Consider the following 18,335-nt stretch of genomic DNA (forward strand, 5'->3'; position numbering starts at 1 on the left):
CCTCAAGCGGCGGCGTACATACCCTCAAGCGCGGCGGAAATGTGGGGTGACATCCCCAAAGAGCGGCGCTATCATGTGGTGGAAACGTTTCCACACCAGCAGTGAGCGCCGGTAGCCGGAAGGGGAGCTCCCGCATGACCGTCGTTCTTCTCGTCGTGATCTACGTGGCCTTCGTGGGCCTGGGCATCCCGGACTCGCTCCTCGGCGCGGCGTGGCCCGCCATGCACGCCGACCTCGGATTGCCGGTCTCGATGGGCAGCGTCATCACGATGATCGTCAGCTGCGGGACCATCGTCTCGAGCCTTGCCTCGGCCGCCGTGATCAACCGCTTTGGGACCGGGCGCGTGACGGCGTTCTCCACCACGCTCACGGCGCTCGCCCTCCTGGGCTTTGCGCTCGCGCCCAACATCGCGTGGCTCTGCGCGCTCGCCATACCGCTCGGCCTGGGCGCCGGCTCCATCGACACGGCGCTCAACAACTACGTGGCGCTGCACTACAAGGCCACGCACATGAACTTCCTGCACTGCGCGTACGGCGTGGGCGTGACCATCAGCCCCTTCATCATGTCCGTGGCGCTTTCCGCGGGGACGTGGCGCGAGGGCTATCTCGGCGCGACGGCCTGCCAGGCGGCGATCGCGCTGCTCACCATCGCGATCCTGCCGCTCTGGGACAAGGTCGCCCGGGTCCACGAGCGCCAGGGGGACGAGCAGGACGTGGAGCCCCGCACGGAGAGCCCCCTCAGGCTGGTCCGCCGGCGCGACGTGCGCCTGGCCTGCCTCGTGTTTCTTGCCTCCGTCGCGATAGAGGGCATCTGCAACACCTGGTGCACGAGCTACCTCGTCGGGGCGCGCGGCATGGGCGCCGGAGAGGCCGCGGGCATGGTGACCGTCTACTACGTGGGCGTGACGGCCGGCCGCTTCCTGTCCGGCGTCCTCGCCAACCGGCTCTCGAGCAAGCAGCTCGTGGGGCTGGGGCAGGCGATCACTCTGGCGGCGGTGCTCGTCCTTCTTGCCCCGCTGCCGACGTCCGCCGCGCCCGTGGGCCTCTTCCTGGTGGGCTTTGGCAACAGCCCGCTCTATCCCAACATGCTGCACCTGACGCCGCGCCTCTTTGGCCGCGAGCTCTCCCAGTCGGTCATCGGCGTGCAGATGGCCGCGTCCTACGTGGGCTCGCTCGCGATAGCGCCGCTCTTTGGCGTGGTGGGGCAGGCCTTTGGCTTCTGGCTCTTCCCAGTGGCGCTGCTCGTGCTGGGCCTCGTGGTTACGGGAGCCTTTCTCGTTCTCATGGCCCTCAAGGGGTGGCGGCCGCGCGAGTACGCGCGCCGCACCCTCGGTTCGCGACGCTAGCGGGACAGATACCTCCGGGGTGTCTGTCACGCGCGTAGAATGGCCGTATCGATCAAACGACGGCGGGGAGGGCGGTGGCACATGCGCATCTACAAGGGCAACCCCGAGCTTGTCTTTCGCGGGAAGGTCGCGCCGTGGTACGGGGCTCTCTCGGGCATCGTCTGCGCGGCGGCCGCCGTGTTGGCGCTGCAGCCGGGGATGCCCGCGCTGGTTCCGGCGGCCGTGCTCGTCGTTGCGGCGGTCGCGCTCTGGCCCGTGGTGGTGCGAAACCGCGTCGAGCTCTACGGTGACCGCCTGGAGATCGTCTTTGGGTGGGGCCGTACGATCATCCCGTACGACCATGTGCGCGACGTGCGCCGTTCCGCCGGCGCGGTCGCACCGGACGAGTTCACCGGTCACGTGGCGGCAGCCTCGACGGACGCCGTCTACATCGACGCGCCGGTTGACGGCGACGCTGTGGTCTCCGTGCTCGGCAACGACCACCTGGTGACGGAGCTCCGCCGCCGCGCGGGGCTCGACGCGCCGAGTGCGCCCGGGCAAGACGGCGTCGAGTAAGAGCAATCTGCCAAAAGTGCCCTCCCGAGGGGCCTGTTTTGGCAGAAAGCTCTTACTCGGCGGGATGTGCCGAGAAGAACGCGCAGCCGAGAAGCACGTACGGCCTACGCCGGGCGCCGCGCCACCACGGCAAACGTGAGCGGGATGCGCGGCGCGCCTGCGGGCATGGTCCAGCCGTCGGCCGTCTCGACGAGGCAGGGGAGCGACCGCCACTCGGCAAACGGGCTCTCGCGGAAGTCCTCGATCGCAAGGCCGGCATCCAGCAGGACGCCTAGGATCTCCTGGAAGTCGTGGCTCCAGTTGTGCGCGCTCGTGTGCGCGATGGCGCCGGCCGATCCGGGCACGTAGCTGCCGTCGTCCTCGTAGTCGTCGCAGAAGCCGGAGAGGTAGTCGGCGTGCACCTCGAGCGACTCGTAGAGCAAGGCACCCAGCATCGGGTGGTCGTCGCGGACCACGAGAAGGCCGCCGGGCGCAAGCAGCCGCGCGATAGACCGCGCCCAGCTCGCGAGTTCGGGCAGCCACTGGAGCGCGCCCGTGCCGGTGACCACGACGTCGAACTGCCGGTCGATGGCGTCGGCGGCGCGCCGCGCGTCGCCCTCGACAAAGGTGACGCGTGCGCCTGCCCGCGCCGTGATTTCGCGCGCCCGCTCGAGCGAGGCGGGGGAGAAGTCCAGGCCCCAGACCTCGGCGGCCCCGAGGCGCTCCCAGCAGAGCGTGTCCGTCCCGATGTGGCACTGCAGGTGCAGCACGGAGCGGCCCCCGAGCCCGTCCGGCCCCAGGTGCGGGCGCAGGACCTCGAAGTCGCGCCGCGCCACGGGCGAGACGTACGACCGGTCCGCAACCAGCCGCTCCACCTCGTAAAACGGCGAGGCCACGTGCACCGCCGCCCGGTCGTCCCAGTTGGCGCGGTTCTCGGCCACCCTACGTTCGGTCTCTGCGTCCACGTTCTTCCCCCTCGCGCTTGATCCCACCCTGCTCTCTGCGCCTACAATATAGGAAGGCGGCGATGAGGGGGACACATGGCGATCGAGCGCGTGGCGATTCTCGGCAGGGGAGCGGTGGGCCTGCTCTACGGCAGCCTCATCGAGAAGAACCTCGGGCCACAGGCCGTCGAGTACGTGATGGACGACGCCCGCTTTGCGCGCCATGCCGGCGAGCTGCCCACCGTGAACGGCGAGCCGTGCCGTGTGCGCACCGTCCCCGCGAGCGAGGCCACACCCGTCGACCTGGTGATTCTTGCGATCAAGGCGCCGGGCATGCCCGAGGCGCTGGACACGATGGAGCGTCTTGTGGGGCCGCGCACGGCCATCGCGTCGCTGGTCAACGGCGTCACGAGCGAGGAGCGCATCGCCGAGCGCTTTGGCTGGGAGCGCACCGTGCTCTCCGTCGCGCAGGGCATGGACGCCGTCTTCATCGGGTCGGACATGACCTACAGCCATCCCGGCGAGATTCGCTTTGGCGCTGCGCCGGGGACGGCCGCGGGCGTGGTCGCCGACGTCGCCGACCTCTATGCCCGCGCGGGCATCCCGTACGTGGTGGAGACGGACATCCGCCATCGCATGTGGACGAAGCTCATGCTCAACGTCGGGATCAACCAGGTCTGCATGGTCTACGGCGGCACCTACGGGTCCGCGAGCGAGCCCGGCAGCGAGCAGAACCGCTGCTTCGTGGCCGCCATGCGCGAGGCTCTCGCGGTGGCCCGCGCCGAGGGCGTGGACGTCACGGAGGCTGACCTCTCTCAGATGGCCGCGCTCATCGCGTCGCTCGACCCGGAGGGCATGCCGTCGATGGCGCAGGACCGCATCAACGGAAAGCCCACCGAGGTCGAGGAGTTCTCCGGCACCGTCATCCGGCTGGCTGAGAGGCACGGCCTGCTCGTGCCTACCAACCGCTGGCTCTACGAGCGCATCCGCGAGCTCGAGGCCGGGTTCTAGCCGCCCGCTACCGCAGCACCGACGTGGCGATGTAGGCGGCGTAGAGCACCACGAAGGCGACGCCGTTGGCACGGCTCATCTCGTGACGGCGCCCGATGAAGGCAAACCCCACCAGCACGAGCGAGAAGGCCGCGAGCAGGGCGAGGTCCAGGTTGTACGCGGCGTCGTAGGGGATGTTGGCGACGAGCGCCGGCCCGCCCATGACGAGCAGCAGGTTGGAGATGTTGGAGCCCACCACGTTGCCGACCGCGATGTCGGAGTTGCCGCGGAAGGCGGCGACCACGCTCGTCACGAGCTCGGGCAGACAGGTGCCCAGCGCCACCACGGTGATGCCGATGATGCGCTCGGAGATGCCCAGGGCACTTGCGGTCCCGACGGAGTTGTCGACGACGAAGTCCGCGCCAAACTTGAGCATCGCGATGCCGAGCACGACCATGATCGCGCTGCGAAAGACGAGGGGCTCGGCCACGGGGTCCGCGTCGGCGTCGGTGGCCTCCGCGTCCGGCTCACCCGCACCCTCGGCAAGGCCCACGACGGCGGTGCGCACGACGAAGGCGGCAAACGCCACGAGCAAGATGATGCCCTCCACGAGCGTGACCTGCCCGTCGGTGTTGGCGAAGAGGGCGAGCAGCGCGGTTGCCGCGACGCTCACCGGAATCTCGAAGCGCTGCGTGCTGCGCGAGAGCCTCACCGGCGCGATCACGGCGGAGAGGCCGAGGATGAGCAGCAGGTTGGCGAGGCAGCTGCCCACCACGTTGCCGAAGGCCATGTCGGCGTGGCCGCCGGCGGCCGAGGTGATGCTCACGACGAGCTCGGGCAGGGAGGTGCCGATGGCCACGATAGTGAGGCCAGCCACGCGGTCGGGCATGCCGAGGCGGCGCGCGATGTTGCAGGCGCCGTCTACGAGGAAGTTGGCGCCAAAAACGAGAAGGGCGAATCCGATTGCAATGATGATGAGGCTGAGGAGCACGTCGGTCCTTTCGGGATCGGGGCTGATACCACATCCAGTATTCCATGGGCCGATATCGTCCCAATCCGGGTCGCGGACCGACTCCCAAGCGAATCCATAGATGGGCCACCATGCACACCCGTCATTGTTAACGTTGCCATCGGCTCAAAACGACGGGTGTGCATGGTCGGCCAAAGTACACGGGCCTAGGCGCGCCGGCGGATGGCCAGGGCAACGGTTGTGATGGCCGCGCCGGTCAAGACCGTGCCGAGAAGAACGACGGGGCCGGTCGAGGCGTCACCGGCGGAGGGGAGCTCGTCGGACGCGTGGTCGGAGTCCTGCTGGCTGTTGGACGGCCGCTCCTCGGGGGCCTGGTCGGGGGTGACGTCCGGTTTGGGGTCCGGTGTGGGCTCGGGATCGGGCGTGGGGTTTGGCATCGGGCCCGGGTCTGGTGTGGGATCGGGCTCGGGATCCGGCGCAGGCTCGGGAGTCGGGTCGGGCTCGGGATCAGGATCTGGATTCGGAGTCGGCTCGGGATCGGGCTCGGGCTCGGGCTCCGGGTCCGGTGTAGGCCCCGGCTCCGGCTCGGGCTCGGGCTCCGGATCCGGGTCGACCACCGGCGGCTCCTCGGTCCCCGACGGCAGCACGAGCGAGCCGTTGTTGCCCAGGCGCGACGCCAGGCGCACGCCGCCGCCCTCGACGTCGGTCACGCCGAGACGCTCCGCGTAGGGCGCGCTGCCCGTGGCGTTGGGATCCTTCTCGAGCGTGCCCAGCTCGACGGGCCGCACGTAGCGCGGGGTCCCCGCGAGCGCCACGCACTGGCCGTCGCGCACCACAAAGCGGGCGTCGATCTGGCTCGCGTCGAGCGCCACGACGTAGGGCACCCACTGCTGCTCGGACGTCGCGGCAGCCACGGCGTCTGCCGAGGGCAGCTCCGCCGTGTAGGCGGTCCGCTGGAAGTAGTAGGTCACGCCGGCCTCGGGCAGCTCCGTCAGGGGCTCGTATCCGCTCGCCCCGCGCACGTAGAGGGGCGTGTCGCGCGAGAATGCGTAGTAGGAGTTGGTCTGCGCCGTCCACGCGCTCGCCACGGTCCCGGCCTGCGCGTCCGCTCCCGTCCCGGAAAACGCGCTCGCGAAGAGCAGTCGCCGCCCGTCCGTCCCGCCGACGACCGGCTCGCCCGTCGCCGCCGCGAGCTCCTCGTCGCTCACGAGCTCGCCCGCGTCCATGCGCTCGAGCAGCGCCTCCACGTCCGGAGTCGGCGCGACCTCGTAGGCAAACCGCAGCGGGGACACGTCCTGCCCGCCGTCGAGCGCCATCGTCGCCGAGCCGTCGGCAGCCACACTCACGTCGACGCGGCGCGCGGGAACCGCCTCCACGGGCACGGAGAGCAGAAGCGTCTGACGTCCGGAGGAGAGGTCCGTCTCGACCATCACCACAAAGTCGTACAGGGTGACGTCGCCGCCGGTGTACTGGTTGGGCAGGTTGCCGATGTAGAAGTACGTCTCGCACACGGCCGTCGCGCCGGCCGCCTGCGCGGCCTCGATCTTGGCCCGCACGTCCTCCGGTGCGCGCTCCTGCCAGCGGCCGTCCGCCACGGCGTCGACCTCGGCCTGCGTCGCAAAGGCAAACGGCTGGCCGTCGAGCGGCACCATCTCGTGCTCGGTGTTGACGTACCAGCTCGCGTGGTTGGAGAACGTCGCGTCGTCGGTGTAGGAGAACTGGCCGTCCTGCAGAGCGTCATAGAAGAGGTCGTAGACGGCATAGCCCAGGTCGTAGCGCGCGTTCATGGCCTCCACGAGGTAGCCGAACTCGTGCGTGGCCTCGATGTGGCCCGGGTCATCCAGGCTGATCTTCACCGCCTGTGCGGCGAGCGCGCCGTCGAGCAGCCGGTCGCCGTACACGATGCCGCCCACGCGCGTGACCTCCATGCCGGCGCCCACCGCGTCGGAGACGGTGACGCGGCTGCCGCCCGGGCGCTCGTCGCCGGGCCCGCCGGAGGCCGGCGCGGTGTAGACGATGCCCAGGCACCGGTCGACCACGGTCCCAAAGGCCCACGAGAGCGCGGCGGCGCTGTGCGCGGAGAGGTAGTCGTCGACGACGCTCAGCTGCGCGGGGTCGTCGGCGTCGAGCAGGCCCGGCGAGGTCGCCAGCGTCACGTCCTCCGGCACGATGCCGTAGCTCCCGGAGCCGTAGAGCGAGAGCGTCACGTCCTTCTCGCCCGCCGCCGAGGCGGCCTCGAAGGCCCGAGCGGCCGCGGCGAGGTTGTCGTTCAGGTTGAATCCCGAGGTCACGAGCGAGTGATGCGCCTGCTCGTGGGCGGTCTCCAGCAGGTAGGCCGCCGCGTCACTCGTGTCCAGCCCGGTGGAGAAGAACGTGAGCTCTCGGCCCGCTCCCCAGGCGGCGTTCACGCGCGACACGGCCTCGCGCATGGTGAGCATCGTGGCGAGAAGGGCGTCCGTGCCGTAGCCGTTCTCGCGGCTGCCGGGCAGCGAGCCCAGAAATCCGTCCGGGCTGCCGTCATAGGCGGGCGGGTTCGCGTAGTCGACGCTTGCCATGGGCGGGGTCGAGCGCCCCATCACGCAGAGCGCGGGCAGGCGCGCCTCCGAGCCCGGGTCGTCGGCGGCGTCCGCCAGCTCCAAGCCCGCTTCGCTCACGGCCCGCTGCAGGTAGGAGCCGTTGCCGAGCGGCGCGGACGCCGTCTGGGCGCCGCTTGCCGCGCTGGCCGTGACCGCGAGCGCGCCGTTTTCATACGCGAGGTAGCGGCCCTCGGCGTCCGGCTCGTAGGTATCGAGCGGCATGAGGGTCACGACCTGGGAGTCATAGCCAATGACGCCCACGCGCGTGGGCACGGCGGCGTCGTCGTTTTCGGCCATGAGGTGCGCGATCGCCGCGTTGAGCGCGTCGACGAGGTAGTTTGCCTGAGGCCGTCCCCCGTAGGTCATGTCCTCGAGAAGCCGGTTGGTGCTCACCACAAAGACCACGTCGTGGGCGGGCCCGCCCTCCTGCCGCACCGACGCGGCGGACGAGAGCGTCGAGAGTCCCACGACAAAGCCGTGGTCGGAGACGTCGATCTTCACGGGCAGGCTGGCGGCGCGCGCCTCGTCGGCGCTGCCATAGACAGACTTGTCGGCCCAGATGCGACCCGCCTGCTCGGTGGAGTAGGTGCCGGCGCCTGACCCGAAGACCTCCTCCCAGCGCGCGGAGGTGTCGGGGTCCGTGAGCTTCGCTATGGCGCCGGCACGGGCCGTGAGCGGAGCAAATGCGAGGACGAAGGCGAGAAGGACGGCGAGAAGCGCGCGGGGACGGCGGTGCATGAGGCCTCGATTCGACGGCGCCCGGCGGGGCGGAGGGCAAATGGTAGCCGTATACCCGCATATCGGGCCCACGGGCGGGCGTCACGACATCCCCGCATTGCTGGCGGCAGCCTGAACGCGCGCGTCCTTCTCGCCCGACGGCGTATGGTTGACAGCGCCCTCGGTTGGCCTGTTAATTGGGGACAGTCCCCAATTAACAGACGGTTCTAAGCGGGAACGGAGAAAAGCGTGCGCGAGAATATGGCCTACAATCCGCACTTCTTCCAGCTGCGCCGCCCGCAGTTGGAGCGTATGCTCGAGATCGTGCGCGGCACAGAGTCCGCGGAGCCGGGCGGCGTCGTCTTCTACGGCGACTCGCTGACGCAGCTCTTTCCCGTGGAGCGGCTCTTTCCGGAGCTGCGGGGCGTCCAGAACTGCGGCGTGGCGGGCGCGGTCTCCGAGGAGCTGCTGTGGCTCGCCGACGAGGCGGCCATCAAGCGCCGTCCGCGCCTGGTCGTGCTGATGGCGGGCACCAACGACCTGGGCAACACCGTCATGGCGAGCCCGCGCGACGTGGCCCGCAACGTGCGCGACCTCGTCGACCTCGTGCTCGGCAACCTGCCGGAGGCTTGCGTGCTGCTGTGGAGCCCGCTGCCGTGCGTTGAGGAGGTCGACGGCTACCGTGCCAAGCCGTGCGCGCGCAGCAACGACCTCCTGCGCATGATCTTGGGCCAGGAGCGCGAGCTCATCCGCGACGCCCGCGTGCGCTTCCTCGACGTCTTCGATGCGTTTCTCGACGAGCGTGGCCGCACGCGCGCCGAGCTCTACGCCGACGGCCTGCACCTGAACGAGGAGGGCTTCCGCCGGCTGGCCGACCTCATGCGCCCCGAGCTTCTGCGAATTGGGGACAGTCCCCAACTAACAGACTGCTACACTGGGGGTTCCATTTGAATAGAGGGCACGGCTCGAGCAGCTGCCACGTCATGTTGAAAACGGCTCCGGTTTGACTCCGGATCAGCACACGGCTGTGTCTTGAGGCGGCGGCCGCCCGGCCGCCCGTCCCGCCTTGCCCTCCCGTCGCCCTGGACCCAGGGAGAGAGCGAGGCACCATGTCCCAGCACAACCTTGCCAAGAAGAACCGCACCGAGAAGAGCCTGCTCACGAGGCTCGTCGCGGGTGCCGCGACCTTCGCGCTCGCGCTGGCCGTCGCCGCCTGCGGCGGCACTCCGGCTGCGACCGGCGATGACGCGACCGCAGACGTCGGCCAGGAGCAGCAGGCCACGGTCGCCGTGAGCGTGACCATCGACGCGACGGCCGGCGAGGGCGAGTCCACCACCGTCGACGTCGACGTCCCGGAGGGCTCCACGGTCTACGACGCGCTGGTCGCGACCGGCGCGGACGTCAACGCGTCCGACTCGGACTACGGCATGTACGTGGCTGGCATCAACGGCCTTGCCGGCGGGGACTTCGGCGACATGAGCGGCTGGATGTTCGAGGTCAACGGCGAGATGGCCGAGGTCGGCTGCTCCCAGCTCGAGGTCGCGGACGGTGACGCCATCACCTGGACCTACGTGACCGAGTTCACCGAGTAGCCCTGCGGGAAGGCGAGAAGAACGTGGCGCCCGAGCGTCCCACACCCTTCGACTCCTGGCACGCGGCCGTCCCCGCGGCCCTCTTCGCGGGGACGGCCCTGCTCACGATGCTGGCGGTCCAGCCTGTGCTCGTGGCGCTGTCGCTCGCCGGCGCGGTCGCGTTCTCGCTGCTCGCGCGCGGCGTGCGCGCGACGGTGCGGGGGCTTGCCTGGCAGCTGCCGCTGCTCGCGCTCGTGTGCGTGCTCAACCCGTTCTTCTCGGCGTCGGGGTCCACGCTGCTTCTCAAGGTGGGCCCGCGCAGCGTCTACGCGGAGAGCCTCGTCTACGGCGCGACGATGGGGGCCCTGCTCGTGGCGACGGTGCTGTGGTTTCAGGGCGCCGCGACGGCGCTGACCCAGGACCGGCTGCTCTCGCTCTCGGGGCGCAGGGCGCGGACGCTTCCGCTCGTGGTCTCGATGGCCTCCCAACTCGTGCCGCAGATGCTGGGCCGCGCGCGGACGGTGCGCGCGACCGTCGCCGCCTGCACGGCCGCCGGCTCGCGCCCGGGCCTGCGCGAGGAGCTCACGCGCACCTCGACGATGCTGCTCGCCTGGTCGCTCGAGGACTCGGTCGAGCGCGCGGACGCCATGCGGGCCCGCGGCTGGGAGTCGGGACGCCCGCGGACGAGCTATCGCCCGGAGCGTCTGCGCGGGCGCGACGCGGCGGCGCTCGCGGCAACCGCGGGGCTGCTCGTCGCCTGCGCGGCATGCGCGTGGCGGCTGTGCGCGAGCTGGCGCTTCTATCCCACGCTGGGCGAGCTCGGCCCCTGGTGGGCGTATGCGCCGTGGCTCGCGCTCGTCTTGCTGCCGAGCCTGGAGCGGGTGTCCCCCTTTGGGACACCCGCTCCACCGAGACCAAAGGAGACGCCCGATGAGCGCGCTTGAGTTCGACCGCGTGTTCTTCTCGTATGCGGGCGCGGCGTCGCCCGTCCTTCTCGACACCTCGCTCGAGGTGCCCGAGGGAGCGTTTGCCCTGCTCGTGGGCGCCACGGGATCGGGAAAGTCGACGCTTTTGCGCCTCGCCAAGCCAGAGATCGCGCCGGCGGGCGAGCTCGGCGGCTCCGTGCGCGTCTTCCGCACGGACGCGCGCGAGCTCGGTCCGCAGGCCTCTGCGCGCGCCGTGGGCTTCGTCTTCCAGAGCCCGGATGCCCAGATCGTCTGCGACACCGTGTGGCACGAGCTCGCGTTTGGTCTGGAGAACCTGGGCGTCCCGGAGGCGGAGATGCGCCGCCGCGTGGCGGAGACCTGCAACTTCCTAGGCATCGAGCCGTGGTTTCACGCGCGCACCGCGGAGCTCTCGGGTGGTCAGCGACAGGTGCTCGCCCTGGCCTCGGCGCTCGCGATGCGCCCGCGGCTGCTGCTGCTCGACGAGCCCACGAGCATGCTCGACCCCCTTGCCGAGAAGAGCTTCCTCTCGCTGCTCTTCCGGGCAAACCGCGAGCTCGGCGTCACCGTGGTGGTTGCCACGCATGCGCCCGCGGCGATGGCCGACTATGCCACGTGCGCGTTTGAGCTGGTGGAGGGTTCCGTGCGCCCGGCGTCGCTCGCCGATCTGGCGAAGGGGGCTCCCCTGGACGCGGGGGCTCGCGCGGCCTTTTGGCGCGCCGCGGAGAAGGACGTGCTGCTCGCGGAAGACGTCTGGTACCGCTATGGCCGCGACGCCCGCTGGGTCCTGCGCGAGCTCGACCTCGCGGTGGGGGAGGGCGAGGTCCGCGCCGTCGTGGGGTCAAACGGCTGCGGGAAGTCGACGCTGCTCACGCTGCTCGCCGGCGTGACGAGGCCCGCTCGCGGCCACGCGCGCAACGAGCTCGCCGCCTCCCAGGCCCTCCTGCCGCAGTCGCCCAAGGCGCTGCTCTCAGGCGAGACCGTGGAGGGCGAGCTCATGGCGTGGTCGCGAGCCGGGGGCTACGGGCGGGCGGAGGTCGGCGCCGCCCTGGAGCGCCTTGGCCTCGCGGGCGCCGCCGAGCGGCACCCCTACGACCTCTCCGGAGGCCAGCAGCAGCTGCTCGCGCTCGAGAAGCTGCTGCTCGTGCGCCCACGCCTGCTGCTTCTGGACGAGCCGACCAAGGGGCTCGACCGCGCCGAGCGCGAACGGGTCGCGCGACGTCTGGCCGAGGCGCGAGACGACGGCGCGACGGTCCTGCTTGCCACGCATGACATGGGCTTCGTCCGTGCCGTGGCCGACCGTGTCTCGTTCATGTTTGACGGCGGCATCGCCGTGACCGAGCCCACCGACGAGTACTTCGCCAACTCGTGGGTCTTCCGCTGATTGGCTAGAACAGGAGGAACGGCTCGCTTTCGGCCATGGCGTCCTCGTCGATGTCGTCCAGGTCGTCGTAGTGGCCGTGCTCGTCCTCGTCGTCCTCCTCGCCCCAGCCGTAGGCGTTGGCGAAGTCGTTGTCCTCGTCGACCACGGGCAGGGCGCTCGTGATGCTGCACAGGCCGTCCAGGGCGGGGACGATCTTCTGCCACTGGCAGATCACCGGCTCCGACGGAGTGCCCTCGAGCTCGCAGAGGGAGTCGAGGAAGATCTCGTGCGCGCCGTCGAGCAGGTCGGAGTTCTTGCGGATGGCCTGGAAGTGGTCGGCGAACTTCTCCATGGCCTCGTCGGCGTTCTCGGCCTCCACGACGCAGGGCATGAGGCAGTAGTTGTCCTTGCTGTCGGAGTCGTCGTTGTAGCTGAAGTTTCCGATGTACAGCATGGTGTCCTCCTCAAACGTCGTCGGCCCGGCGGAGCCCCTATGGCAAACTGGTACCCATGAACGCCCAGAAGCAAACGCGCCGGCCGCTCGCCGGCCTCATCCGCGCCGCCGAGGTGCCCGCGCTCGTGGCGGTGCCGGCGGCGATGGCCGCCCTCGCCGCGGCGGGGGTTTCGGCCTCGGCGGGCATCACGCTCGTGATGGTCGCGCTCGCCCTGGCCCTCATGCTTGCCGGCTACGAGGCCTCCCGCCCGGCGCTTCGCCAGCTCATGCCCACCGCCGTGCTCGCCGCGCTCGCCGCCGCGGGCCGCGTGCTCTTCGCGCCGCTTCCCGACGTCAAGCCGGTCTCCGCCATCGCGATCGTTGCGGGGGCCGCCCTCGGGCGGCGCAGCGGCTTTGTGGTGGGCGCGCTCGCCGCGCTGCTCTCCAACTTCTTCTTCGGGCAGGGGCCGTGGACGCCCTGGCAGATGTATGCCTGGGGCCTCGTGGGATACGTCGGAGGCGTTCTGGGCGAGCGAGGCCTGCTCTCACGCTCGCCGGCGCTCTACGGCTGGGGCCTTCTCTCCGGCCTGGTCTATGGCCTCATCCTGAACGGCTATCACGTGCTCGGCTACGTCCAGCCCCTCACCTGGCCCGCGGTGCTCGCCGCCTGCGCGGCAAGCCTTCCGCTCGACGTCACGCACGGCGTGGCCACGGCTGCCTTCCTCGCCGCGATCTGGCTGCCCTGGGGCCGCGCGATCAGGCGTGTGGTGGCCAAGTACGACCTCTGAGGCATCCCGCAGCCCGGCCCCTGCAAAATCAGTCTCCGATCCATATTTCGCGGGCGCAAAAAACAAAACCGCCCTACGATCCATGGATTATTGAGCCGATTGGCGAGTTTGACAAACGTCACTTTTTCGCCAACTGGGAAAACGCTTCGCGACGCGCGCCGCCGCGTCGCGAATCGCCCCAAATGCCATGGATCGAAGGCGACTTTTGTTCGCGGCGCCCGAGGAAAATGGATCGAAGCCTGGTTTTGCAGGGACGCGTGCCGAAGGGCGCCCGTTGCGCCAAGCCTTGCGGCCTGAGGCGTGGACGCTGCGCGGACTCGTCCAAGCCACCCTTTACAACCTAACGTCACTTGGCTATCGTAGGCATGTTTCATGCCACGAATCATCGTCGAGGGCCTCGCCGACGGGGGCAGCCGCCGCGGGGCAAGAAGGAGATGTACATGTCCGGACACTCTAAGTGGGCAACCACCAAGCACAAGAAGGCCGCCATCGACGCCAAGCGCTCGTCGCTCTTCTCCAAGCTCTCCCGCAACATCACCGTTGCGGCCAAGCTCGGCGGCGACCCCAACCCGGACAACAACGCCACCCTCGCGGCCGCCGTTGCCCGCGCCCGCATGGTCTCCATGCCCAACGCCAAGATTAAGGCCGCCATCGACAAGGCCTTTGGCTCCGGCTCTGACGCCGCCAACTACGCCGAGATCACCTACGAGGGCTACGGCCCCGCCGGCGTGGCCGTCTACGTCGACTGCCTGACCGACAACAAGAACCGCACCGCGGCCGACGTCCGCTCCGCCTTCTCCCACTCCGGCGGCTCGCTCGGCACCTCCGGCTCCGTCGCGTTCCAGTTCGAGCGCAAGGGCTCCATCGCCGTCGAGAAGGTCATCAAGTCCGAGGACAAGAAGGTCGCCGACAAGGAGAACGCCGTCGACGAGGACGAGTTCATGATGGCCGTTGCCGAGGCCGGCGGCGAGGACTACGAGGACGCCGGCGAGGAGTGGATCGTCTGGACCGCCTACGACAAGATGCAGGACGTCCAGAAGTCCCTCGAGGAGCAGGGTATCGAGGTCAAGGGCTCCGAGCTCACCATGGTCCCCACGACCCCGACCCAGGTCTCCGTGGCCGACGCCAAGAAGGTCCAGCGTCTCGTCGACCGTCTCGACGAGCTGGAGGACGTCCAGAACGTCTACCACACCATGGACATGACCGACGAGATCGTGGCTGCCCTCGACGAGGAGTAAGTCGCGCTCGTCTGACGCACCTGTAGGCGCCCCGGGTCTTCTCCCCAGCTCATTGCGCTGTGCGCAAAAATCGCTGGGCGAGAAGACCCGGGGCGCAGTCGTGTCTGCCGAAAGTCGCCGACAGCCATGGGAAGAGTCGCTGGCGGGCCGGCGGTCTTGGGGCTACTCCACCGTGCCGTATGCGCTCGCCCAGCCATGACCCACGAGTATCGAGTTGATCTGATCGCAGAGGCGCTGGCGGGTGTAGGTGCGCGAGGGAAGGGCCTCGACGACCTCGCGGAGGTCCTCGCACAGGTCAAAGATCTCCGCGCGTGCCACGACGTCGAGCTTTGTCGCGGTGGCCCGTGAGGAGACGCCCGGTGCAAAGACGGCGTTGACCACGCGCTGCAGCTCGCCGTAGTCCTCCGAGCGGAAGTCCGTGTTGAACATGCGCGCCTCCCCGTCCTTCTCCCGCGTCTCCTGTAAGCGTTCGTTTTCGTCTGGAACATGGTAGCAGCCTCGGCGGGCCTTGCATCTATACTATGCGAGACCAACGAAGGAGGACATCATGCCCAACGCGTTCCAGAAGATGACCGACGCCGAGCTCGACGCCGCCCTCGCCGACCTCGAGCGCCAGGCCGACGACCTGCGCGCCCTCGACCTCAAGCTCGATATGGCCCGCGGCAAGCCGAGCCCCGAGCAGACGGCGCTCTCCAAGCCCATGCTCGACCTCGTGACCAGCGAGACCGACCTCCACGACGGCGGCTCCTCGGTCGACAACTACGGCGACCCCGACGGCCTGCCCTCTGCGCGCGCCCTCGCCGCGGAGCTGCTCGGCGTCGACCCCGCCAACGTGAGCGTCATTGGCTCCTCGAGCCTCAACCTCATGTACGACTGCGTGCTCAACGGCTACGTCCACGGCATCGCCGGCTGCGAGCCGTGGTGCCGCCAGGGCACGGTCAAGTTCCTCTGCCCCGCCCCCGGCTACGACCGCCACTTCACCGTGACGGAGAGCTTTGGCATCGAGAACGTGCCGGTGCCCATGCGCGAGGACGGCCCGGACATGGACGTCGTCCGCGAGCTGGTCGAGGGCGACCCGCAGGTCAAGGGCATCTGGTGCGTGCCCAAGTACGCCAACCCCACCGGCGTGACCTACTCCGACGAGGTCGTGCGCACCTTCGCCGCGCTGCGCCCCGCCGCGCCGGACTTCCGCATCTTCTGGGACAACGCCTACGCCGTCCACACCTTTGCCGGCGAGGGCGACTCCCTGCTCAACATCTTCGACGCCCTCGCCGAGCAGGGTGGCGAGAAGAACCTCGTCTACGAGTTCGCCTCCACGGCCAAGGTCACCTTCCCCAGCTCCGGCATGGCGTGGGTCACCGCGAGCCCGGCGGACATGGCTGAGCTGCGCCGCGCGTTCTCGGCCATGCGCGTCTCCCCGGAGAAGGTCTCCCAGCTCGCGCACGTCAAGTTCCTGAAGGACGCCGCGGGCGTGGCGGAGCACATGAACAAGCACGCGGCCGTGGTGGCTCCGCGCTTCGCCCTGGTGGAGGAGAAGCTCGAGGCCGGTCTCGGCGACCTGGGCGTGGCCAGCTGGACCCACCCCAAGGGCGGCTATTTCGTGAGCTTCGAGGGCCCGGACGGCTCGGCCAAGGCGATCGTGGCGCTGGCCAAGGAGCTCGGCGTCACGCTGACCGGCGCCGGCGCGCCCTGGCCCTACGGCCGCGACCCGCGCGACACCAACATCCGCATCGCCCCGACCTACCCCTCGCTCGAGGAGCTTGGCCAGGCGCTCGACGTCTTCGTCGTGGCGGTCAAGCTCGTGGCGGCGCGTCTCGCCAAGGCCGCGCGCGCCTAGGGCCGGCAGGCGCATCCCCTCGCCGCCGCGGCGCTGGGGACGGGCACTCGTCAGATGTGACACGACGGCGCCACGGAGTTCTGGTATTGTCGTCGCTCATGGGCTTCTCCCTTCGCGAGGGGGAGCCAATGACGTATGCTTAAAACTTACGGGCGTCTGCCCGAGGAAACGAGACGTGAGGAGATCGACGAGATGGCGGGTTCCAACAAGGGCGGGGCCAAGCAGAAGAAGGCTGCCGAGAAGGGCAAGGGCGCGTCCAAGCCCCAGCGCAAGGCCGGCGAGCTCACCCGCTTCCAGAAGATCGTCATCATCATCTTCATCGTGATCTTCGCCGGCTCGACGCTGGCAGGCGCGCTCGCCTCGGTCGTCCAGAGCCAGCAGTACGAGGAGCAGAACCAGGAGCTCACCGCCGAGACGATGGACCAGACCTATCAGGACGTCGTCGCCGACCTCGAGGCCAAGCTCGAGGAGAGCCCCGACGACCTCGACACGCTCGTCTCGCTGGGGCAGTACTGCTACTCGTGGGGCTCCGGTGTGCTCATGCTGGCGACCGACGACGCCGACACCACGCATGGCGTCGAGCTGCTCGAGAAGGCCATCGGCTACTACGACCGCGCCCTCGAGATCGAGGACGCGCCCGAGGTTCGCGTGAACCGTGCGCTCTGCCTGTTCTACGAGGGCAGGACCGACGACGCCGCAACGGCGCTGCAGGAGACCACGACCACGTTCCCCGACTACGCGGCCGGCTGGCAGGGCCTCGGCGCCGTCTACGAGAGCCAGGGCAAGACCGAGGACGCCATCGCCGCCTACGAGAAGGCGATCGAGCTCGACCCGGACGACGAGGCGGGCGTGAAGAGCGTCTCCGAGGGGCGCCTCGAGCAGCTCCAGGGCACCGACGACGCCGGTGCCGACGAAGACGCCGCTACTGACGACGACGCCAGTGCCGACGCCACCACCACCGACGACGAAGCCGCGGGCGACGCAAGCAACGACTAGCCCGCGTCCCAGAGGAGGACACATGAGCCTTACGGTAGACACCACCATCGACGGCGCGCGCCGCACCGTCCGCGTCGCGGGCGAGGTCGACGTCTCCAACGCCGACCAGCTGCGCTCGACGCTCGACGAGGGCCTTTCCGCGGGCGAGACCGACCTCGTGGTCGACCTCGCCGAGGTCCCCTACATCGACTCGACCGGCATCGGCGTGCTGGTGGGCGCAGCCCATCGCGCCGCCGAGAAGGGCGTGCGTCTTGAGGTCGCGCGCCCGCAGAGAAACGTCGCTCGCGTGTTTGGCATGCTTGGGGTCACCTCCGAGCTCAACATCGGCGAGGAAGACGCCCGCTAGGGCAGGGGAGGAGAAGAACTTGTTTGGCATCGGAGGAACAGAGCTCTTCCTCATCCTGCTGTTCGCGTTCCTGATCTTTGGGCCGGACAAGCTCCCGGGCATGGGCCGGACCATCGGCCGCGCCCTGCGCCAGTTCAAGCACGCGCAGGAGGGCTTCACGCAGGTCGTCCAGAGTGAGGTGCTCGACCCGGCCGCCGAGGCGATGAACGCCAGCGCCGGCAAGCCCAACCGCAACCGCGCCGCCGAGCTCGACGAGGACGCCGACCTCGAGCTCGCCGAGGGCGAGGACGCCCCCAGGCCGCGCCGCACGGAGACCTTCGCCGAGCGCAAGAAGCGCCTCGCCGCCGAGAAGGCCGCCCGCGACGCCGAGGCCGCCGCAGCCGCCGCCGAGGCCGCGGCCGCTGAGGCCGAGAAGACCGCCGCGACCGCCGATGCCGTCACCGCCACCCTCGACCCCGACCCCGACGACGACGTCACGGACGCCGCCGGGAGCGCCCCGACCACCAACGCCGTCCCCGCCGCAGGCGCAGACGATTCTCAGTCCAAACCCGTCGCCAGCAAGCCGAGCGCGGCCGACCTCTACTCGATGAAGCGCCCCTCACGCTCGGAGAGCGCCGTCTCCGGCGAGGACAGCCCCGCCGCGACTCGCGAAGCGAGCAAGGCGCAAAGCGCCGAGCGTGGAGCGGGCGGGGCTGTCCCCGCCGGCGACGGCGCCACCCCCGACGACGAGAAGGAGGCCTAA

At 69.7% G+C, this 18,335-nt stretch carries 18 protein-coding genes; 13 read left to right on the top strand and 5 right to left on the bottom strand.

The features are described 5' to 3' along the window. The first annotated feature begins 134 nt into the window (after window positions 1-134). Together NW198_RS00455 and NW198_RS00460 are read left to right on the top strand one after the other, a co-directional pair. A complete protein-coding gene (locus tag NW198_RS00455) occupies window positions 135-1,346 on the top strand; it encodes a sugar MFS transporter (protein ID WP_258339568.1) in 1,212 nt (403 codons plus the stop codon). Window positions 1,347-1,427: 81 nt separating this feature from the next. Beyond that, a complete protein-coding gene (locus tag NW198_RS00460; protein WP_258339569.1) occupies window positions 1,428-1,901 on the top strand; it encodes a hypothetical protein in 474 nt (157 codons plus the stop codon). A 104-nt stretch (window positions 1,902-2,005) separates the two neighbouring features. Here the strand turns inward: NW198_RS00460 and NW198_RS00465 are convergent, their stop codons facing one another. Next, window positions 2,006-2,845 carry a bifunctional 2-polyprenyl-6-hydroxyphenol methylase/3-demethylubiquinol 3-O-methyltransferase UbiG gene (locus NW198_RS00465; RefSeq protein WP_258339570.1) on the bottom strand — a complete coding sequence of 280 codons (840 nt, stop codon included), beginning with the start codon at window positions 2,843-2,845 and terminating at the stop codon, window positions 2,006-2,008. Between the two features lie 75 nt (window positions 2,846-2,920). On the opposite strand from NW198_RS00465, the gene NW198_RS00470 reads away from it, so the two are divergent. Next, window positions 2,921-3,835: a ketopantoate reductase family protein gene (locus NW198_RS00470; protein ID WP_258339571.1), complete on the top strand. Its 915-nt coding sequence runs from the start codon at window positions 2,921-2,923 to the stop codon at window positions 3,833-3,835. Window positions 3,836-3,842: 7 nt separating this feature from the next. On the opposite strand, the gene NW198_RS00475 is transcribed toward NW198_RS00470, so the two are convergent. Continuing rightward, a complete protein-coding gene (locus NW198_RS00475) occupies window positions 3,843-4,805 on the bottom strand; it encodes a calcium/sodium antiporter (protein WP_258339572.1) in 963 nt (320 codons plus the stop codon). Between the two features lie 185 nt (window positions 4,806-4,990). Beyond that, the gene (locus NW198_RS00480) at window positions 4,991-8,098 is read right to left on the bottom strand and encodes a hypothetical protein (RefSeq protein WP_258339573.1); all 3,108 of its coding nucleotides are present in this window, start codon (window positions 8,096-8,098) and stop codon (window positions 4,991-4,993) included. A 228-nt stretch (window positions 8,099-8,326) separates the two neighbouring features. Here NW198_RS00480 and NW198_RS00485 point away from each other — a divergent pair, with 228 nt between their 5' ends. The 4 genes from NW198_RS00485 (at window position 8,327) to NW198_RS00500 (ending at window position 11,976) form a co-directional block, all read left to right on the top strand. Then, entirely contained in the window at window positions 8,327-9,028 is a 702-nt protein-coding gene (locus NW198_RS00485; protein ID WP_258339574.1) for a GDSL-type esterase/lipase family protein, read from the top strand. 158 nt (window positions 9,029-9,186) lie between these two features. Beyond that, entirely contained in the window at window positions 9,187-9,669 is a 483-nt protein-coding gene (locus NW198_RS00490; RefSeq protein WP_258339575.1) for a DUF4430 domain-containing protein, read from the top strand. 23 nt (window positions 9,670-9,692) lie between these two features. After that, window positions 9,693-10,592 (top strand): energy-coupling factor transporter transmembrane protein EcfT, encoded by a 900-nt coding sequence (locus NW198_RS00495; RefSeq protein ID WP_258339576.1) that lies wholly within the window; start codon window positions 9,693-9,695, stop codon window positions 10,590-10,592. Then, window positions 10,579-11,976 (top strand): ABC transporter ATP-binding protein, encoded by a 1,398-nt coding sequence (locus tag NW198_RS00500; protein ID WP_258339577.1) that lies wholly within the window; start codon window positions 10,579-10,581, stop codon window positions 11,974-11,976. The genes NW198_RS00495 and NW198_RS00500 overlap by 14 nt, the downstream gene beginning before the upstream one ends. 4 nt (window positions 11,977-11,980) lie before the next feature. Here NW198_RS00500 and NW198_RS00505 read toward each other — a convergent pair whose 3' ends face one another. Then, window positions 11,981-12,409 carry a hypothetical protein gene (locus tag NW198_RS00505; RefSeq protein WP_258339578.1) on the bottom strand — a complete coding sequence of 143 codons (429 nt, stop codon included), beginning with the start codon at window positions 12,407-12,409 and terminating at the stop codon, window positions 11,981-11,983. A gap of 56 nt (window positions 12,410-12,465) precedes the next feature. On the opposite strand from NW198_RS00505, the gene NW198_RS00510 reads away from it, so the two are divergent. Beyond that, entirely contained in the window at window positions 12,466-13,176 is a 711-nt protein-coding gene (locus NW198_RS00510; protein WP_258339579.1) for an ECF transporter S component, read from the top strand. A 440-nt stretch (window positions 13,177-13,616) separates the two neighbouring features. Continuing rightward, window positions 13,617-14,414 (top strand): YebC/PmpR family DNA-binding transcriptional regulator, encoded by a 798-nt coding sequence (locus tag NW198_RS00515; protein ID WP_258339580.1) that lies wholly within the window; start codon window positions 13,617-13,619, stop codon window positions 14,412-14,414. 162 nt (window positions 14,415-14,576) lie between these two features. Here NW198_RS00515 and NW198_RS00520 read toward each other — a convergent pair whose 3' ends face one another. Beyond that, on the bottom strand, window positions 14,577-14,843 hold the full coding sequence (locus tag NW198_RS00520; protein ID WP_258339581.1) for a hypothetical protein: 267 nt from the start codon (window positions 14,841-14,843) through the stop codon (window positions 14,577-14,579). A gap of 118 nt (window positions 14,844-14,961) precedes the next feature. Here NW198_RS00520 and NW198_RS00525 point away from each other — a divergent pair, with 118 nt between their 5' ends. From NW198_RS00525 to NW198_RS09640, 4 genes are all read left to right on the top strand, one after another. After that, window positions 14,962-16,251, top strand: coding sequence for an aminotransferase class I/II-fold pyridoxal phosphate-dependent enzyme (locus NW198_RS00525; protein ID WP_087315325.1), 1,290 nt, complete (start codon window positions 14,962-14,964; stop codon window positions 16,249-16,251). Window positions 16,252-16,443: 192 nt separating this feature from the next. Further along, a complete protein-coding gene (locus NW198_RS00530; protein WP_258339582.1) occupies window positions 16,444-17,247 on the top strand; it encodes a tetratricopeptide repeat protein in 804 nt (267 codons plus the stop codon). Window positions 17,248-17,269: 22 nt separating this feature from the next. Beyond that, entirely contained in the window at window positions 17,270-17,593 is a 324-nt protein-coding gene (locus NW198_RS00535) for an STAS domain-containing protein (protein WP_087315321.1), read from the top strand. 19 nt (window positions 17,594-17,612) lie between these two features. Continuing rightward, entirely contained in the window at window positions 17,613-18,335 is a 723-nt protein-coding gene (locus tag NW198_RS09640; RefSeq protein WP_309147692.1) for a twin-arginine translocase TatA/TatE family subunit, read from the top strand.

This window comes from Thermophilibacter sp. ET337, from assembly GCF_024733715.1.
Taxonomy (GTDB): domain Bacteria; phylum Actinomycetota; class Coriobacteriia; order Coriobacteriales; family Atopobiaceae; genus Thermophilibacter.

Excerpts from the sequence above, each read along its gene's own strand:
- NW198_RS00455 (WP_258339568.1), top strand. The coding sequence starts at position 135 with ATGACCGTCGTTCTTCTCGTCGTGATCTACGTGGCCTTCGTGGGCCTG.
- NW198_RS00460 (WP_258339569.1), top strand. The coding sequence starts at position 1,428 with ATGCGCATCTACAAGGGCAACCCCGAGCTTGTCTTTCGCGGGAAGGTC.
- NW198_RS00470 (WP_258339571.1), top strand. The coding sequence starts at position 2,921 with ATGGCGATCGAGCGCGTGGCGATTCTCGGCAGGGGAGCGGTGGGCCTG.
- NW198_RS00480 (WP_258339573.1), bottom strand. The coding sequence starts at position 8,098 with ATGCACCGCCGTCCCCGCGCGCTTCTCGCCGTCCTTCTCGCCTTCGTC.
- NW198_RS00490 (WP_258339575.1), top strand. The coding sequence starts at position 9,187 with ATGTCCCAGCACAACCTTGCCAAGAAGAACCGCACCGAGAAGAGCCTG.
- NW198_RS00500 (WP_258339577.1), top strand. The coding sequence starts at position 10,579 with ATGAGCGCGCTTGAGTTCGACCGCGTGTTCTTCTCGTATGCGGGCGCG.
- NW198_RS00505 (WP_258339578.1), bottom strand. The coding sequence starts at position 12,409 with ATGCTGTACATCGGAAACTTCAGCTACAACGACGACTCCGACAGCAAG.
- NW198_RS00510 (WP_258339579.1), top strand. The coding sequence starts at position 12,466 with ATGAACGCCCAGAAGCAAACGCGCCGGCCGCTCGCCGGCCTCATCCGC.
- NW198_RS00515 (WP_258339580.1), top strand. The coding sequence starts at position 13,617 with ATGTCCGGACACTCTAAGTGGGCAACCACCAAGCACAAGAAGGCCGCC.
- NW198_RS00520 (WP_258339581.1), bottom strand. The coding sequence starts at position 14,843 with ATGTTCAACACGGACTTCCGCTCGGAGGACTACGGCGAGCTGCAGCGC.
- NW198_RS00525 (WP_087315325.1), top strand. The coding sequence starts at position 14,962 with ATGCCCAACGCGTTCCAGAAGATGACCGACGCCGAGCTCGACGCCGCC.
- NW198_RS00530 (WP_258339582.1), top strand. The coding sequence starts at position 16,444 with ATGGCGGGTTCCAACAAGGGCGGGGCCAAGCAGAAGAAGGCTGCCGAG.
- NW198_RS00535 (WP_087315321.1), top strand. The coding sequence starts at position 17,270 with ATGAGCCTTACGGTAGACACCACCATCGACGGCGCGCGCCGCACCGTC.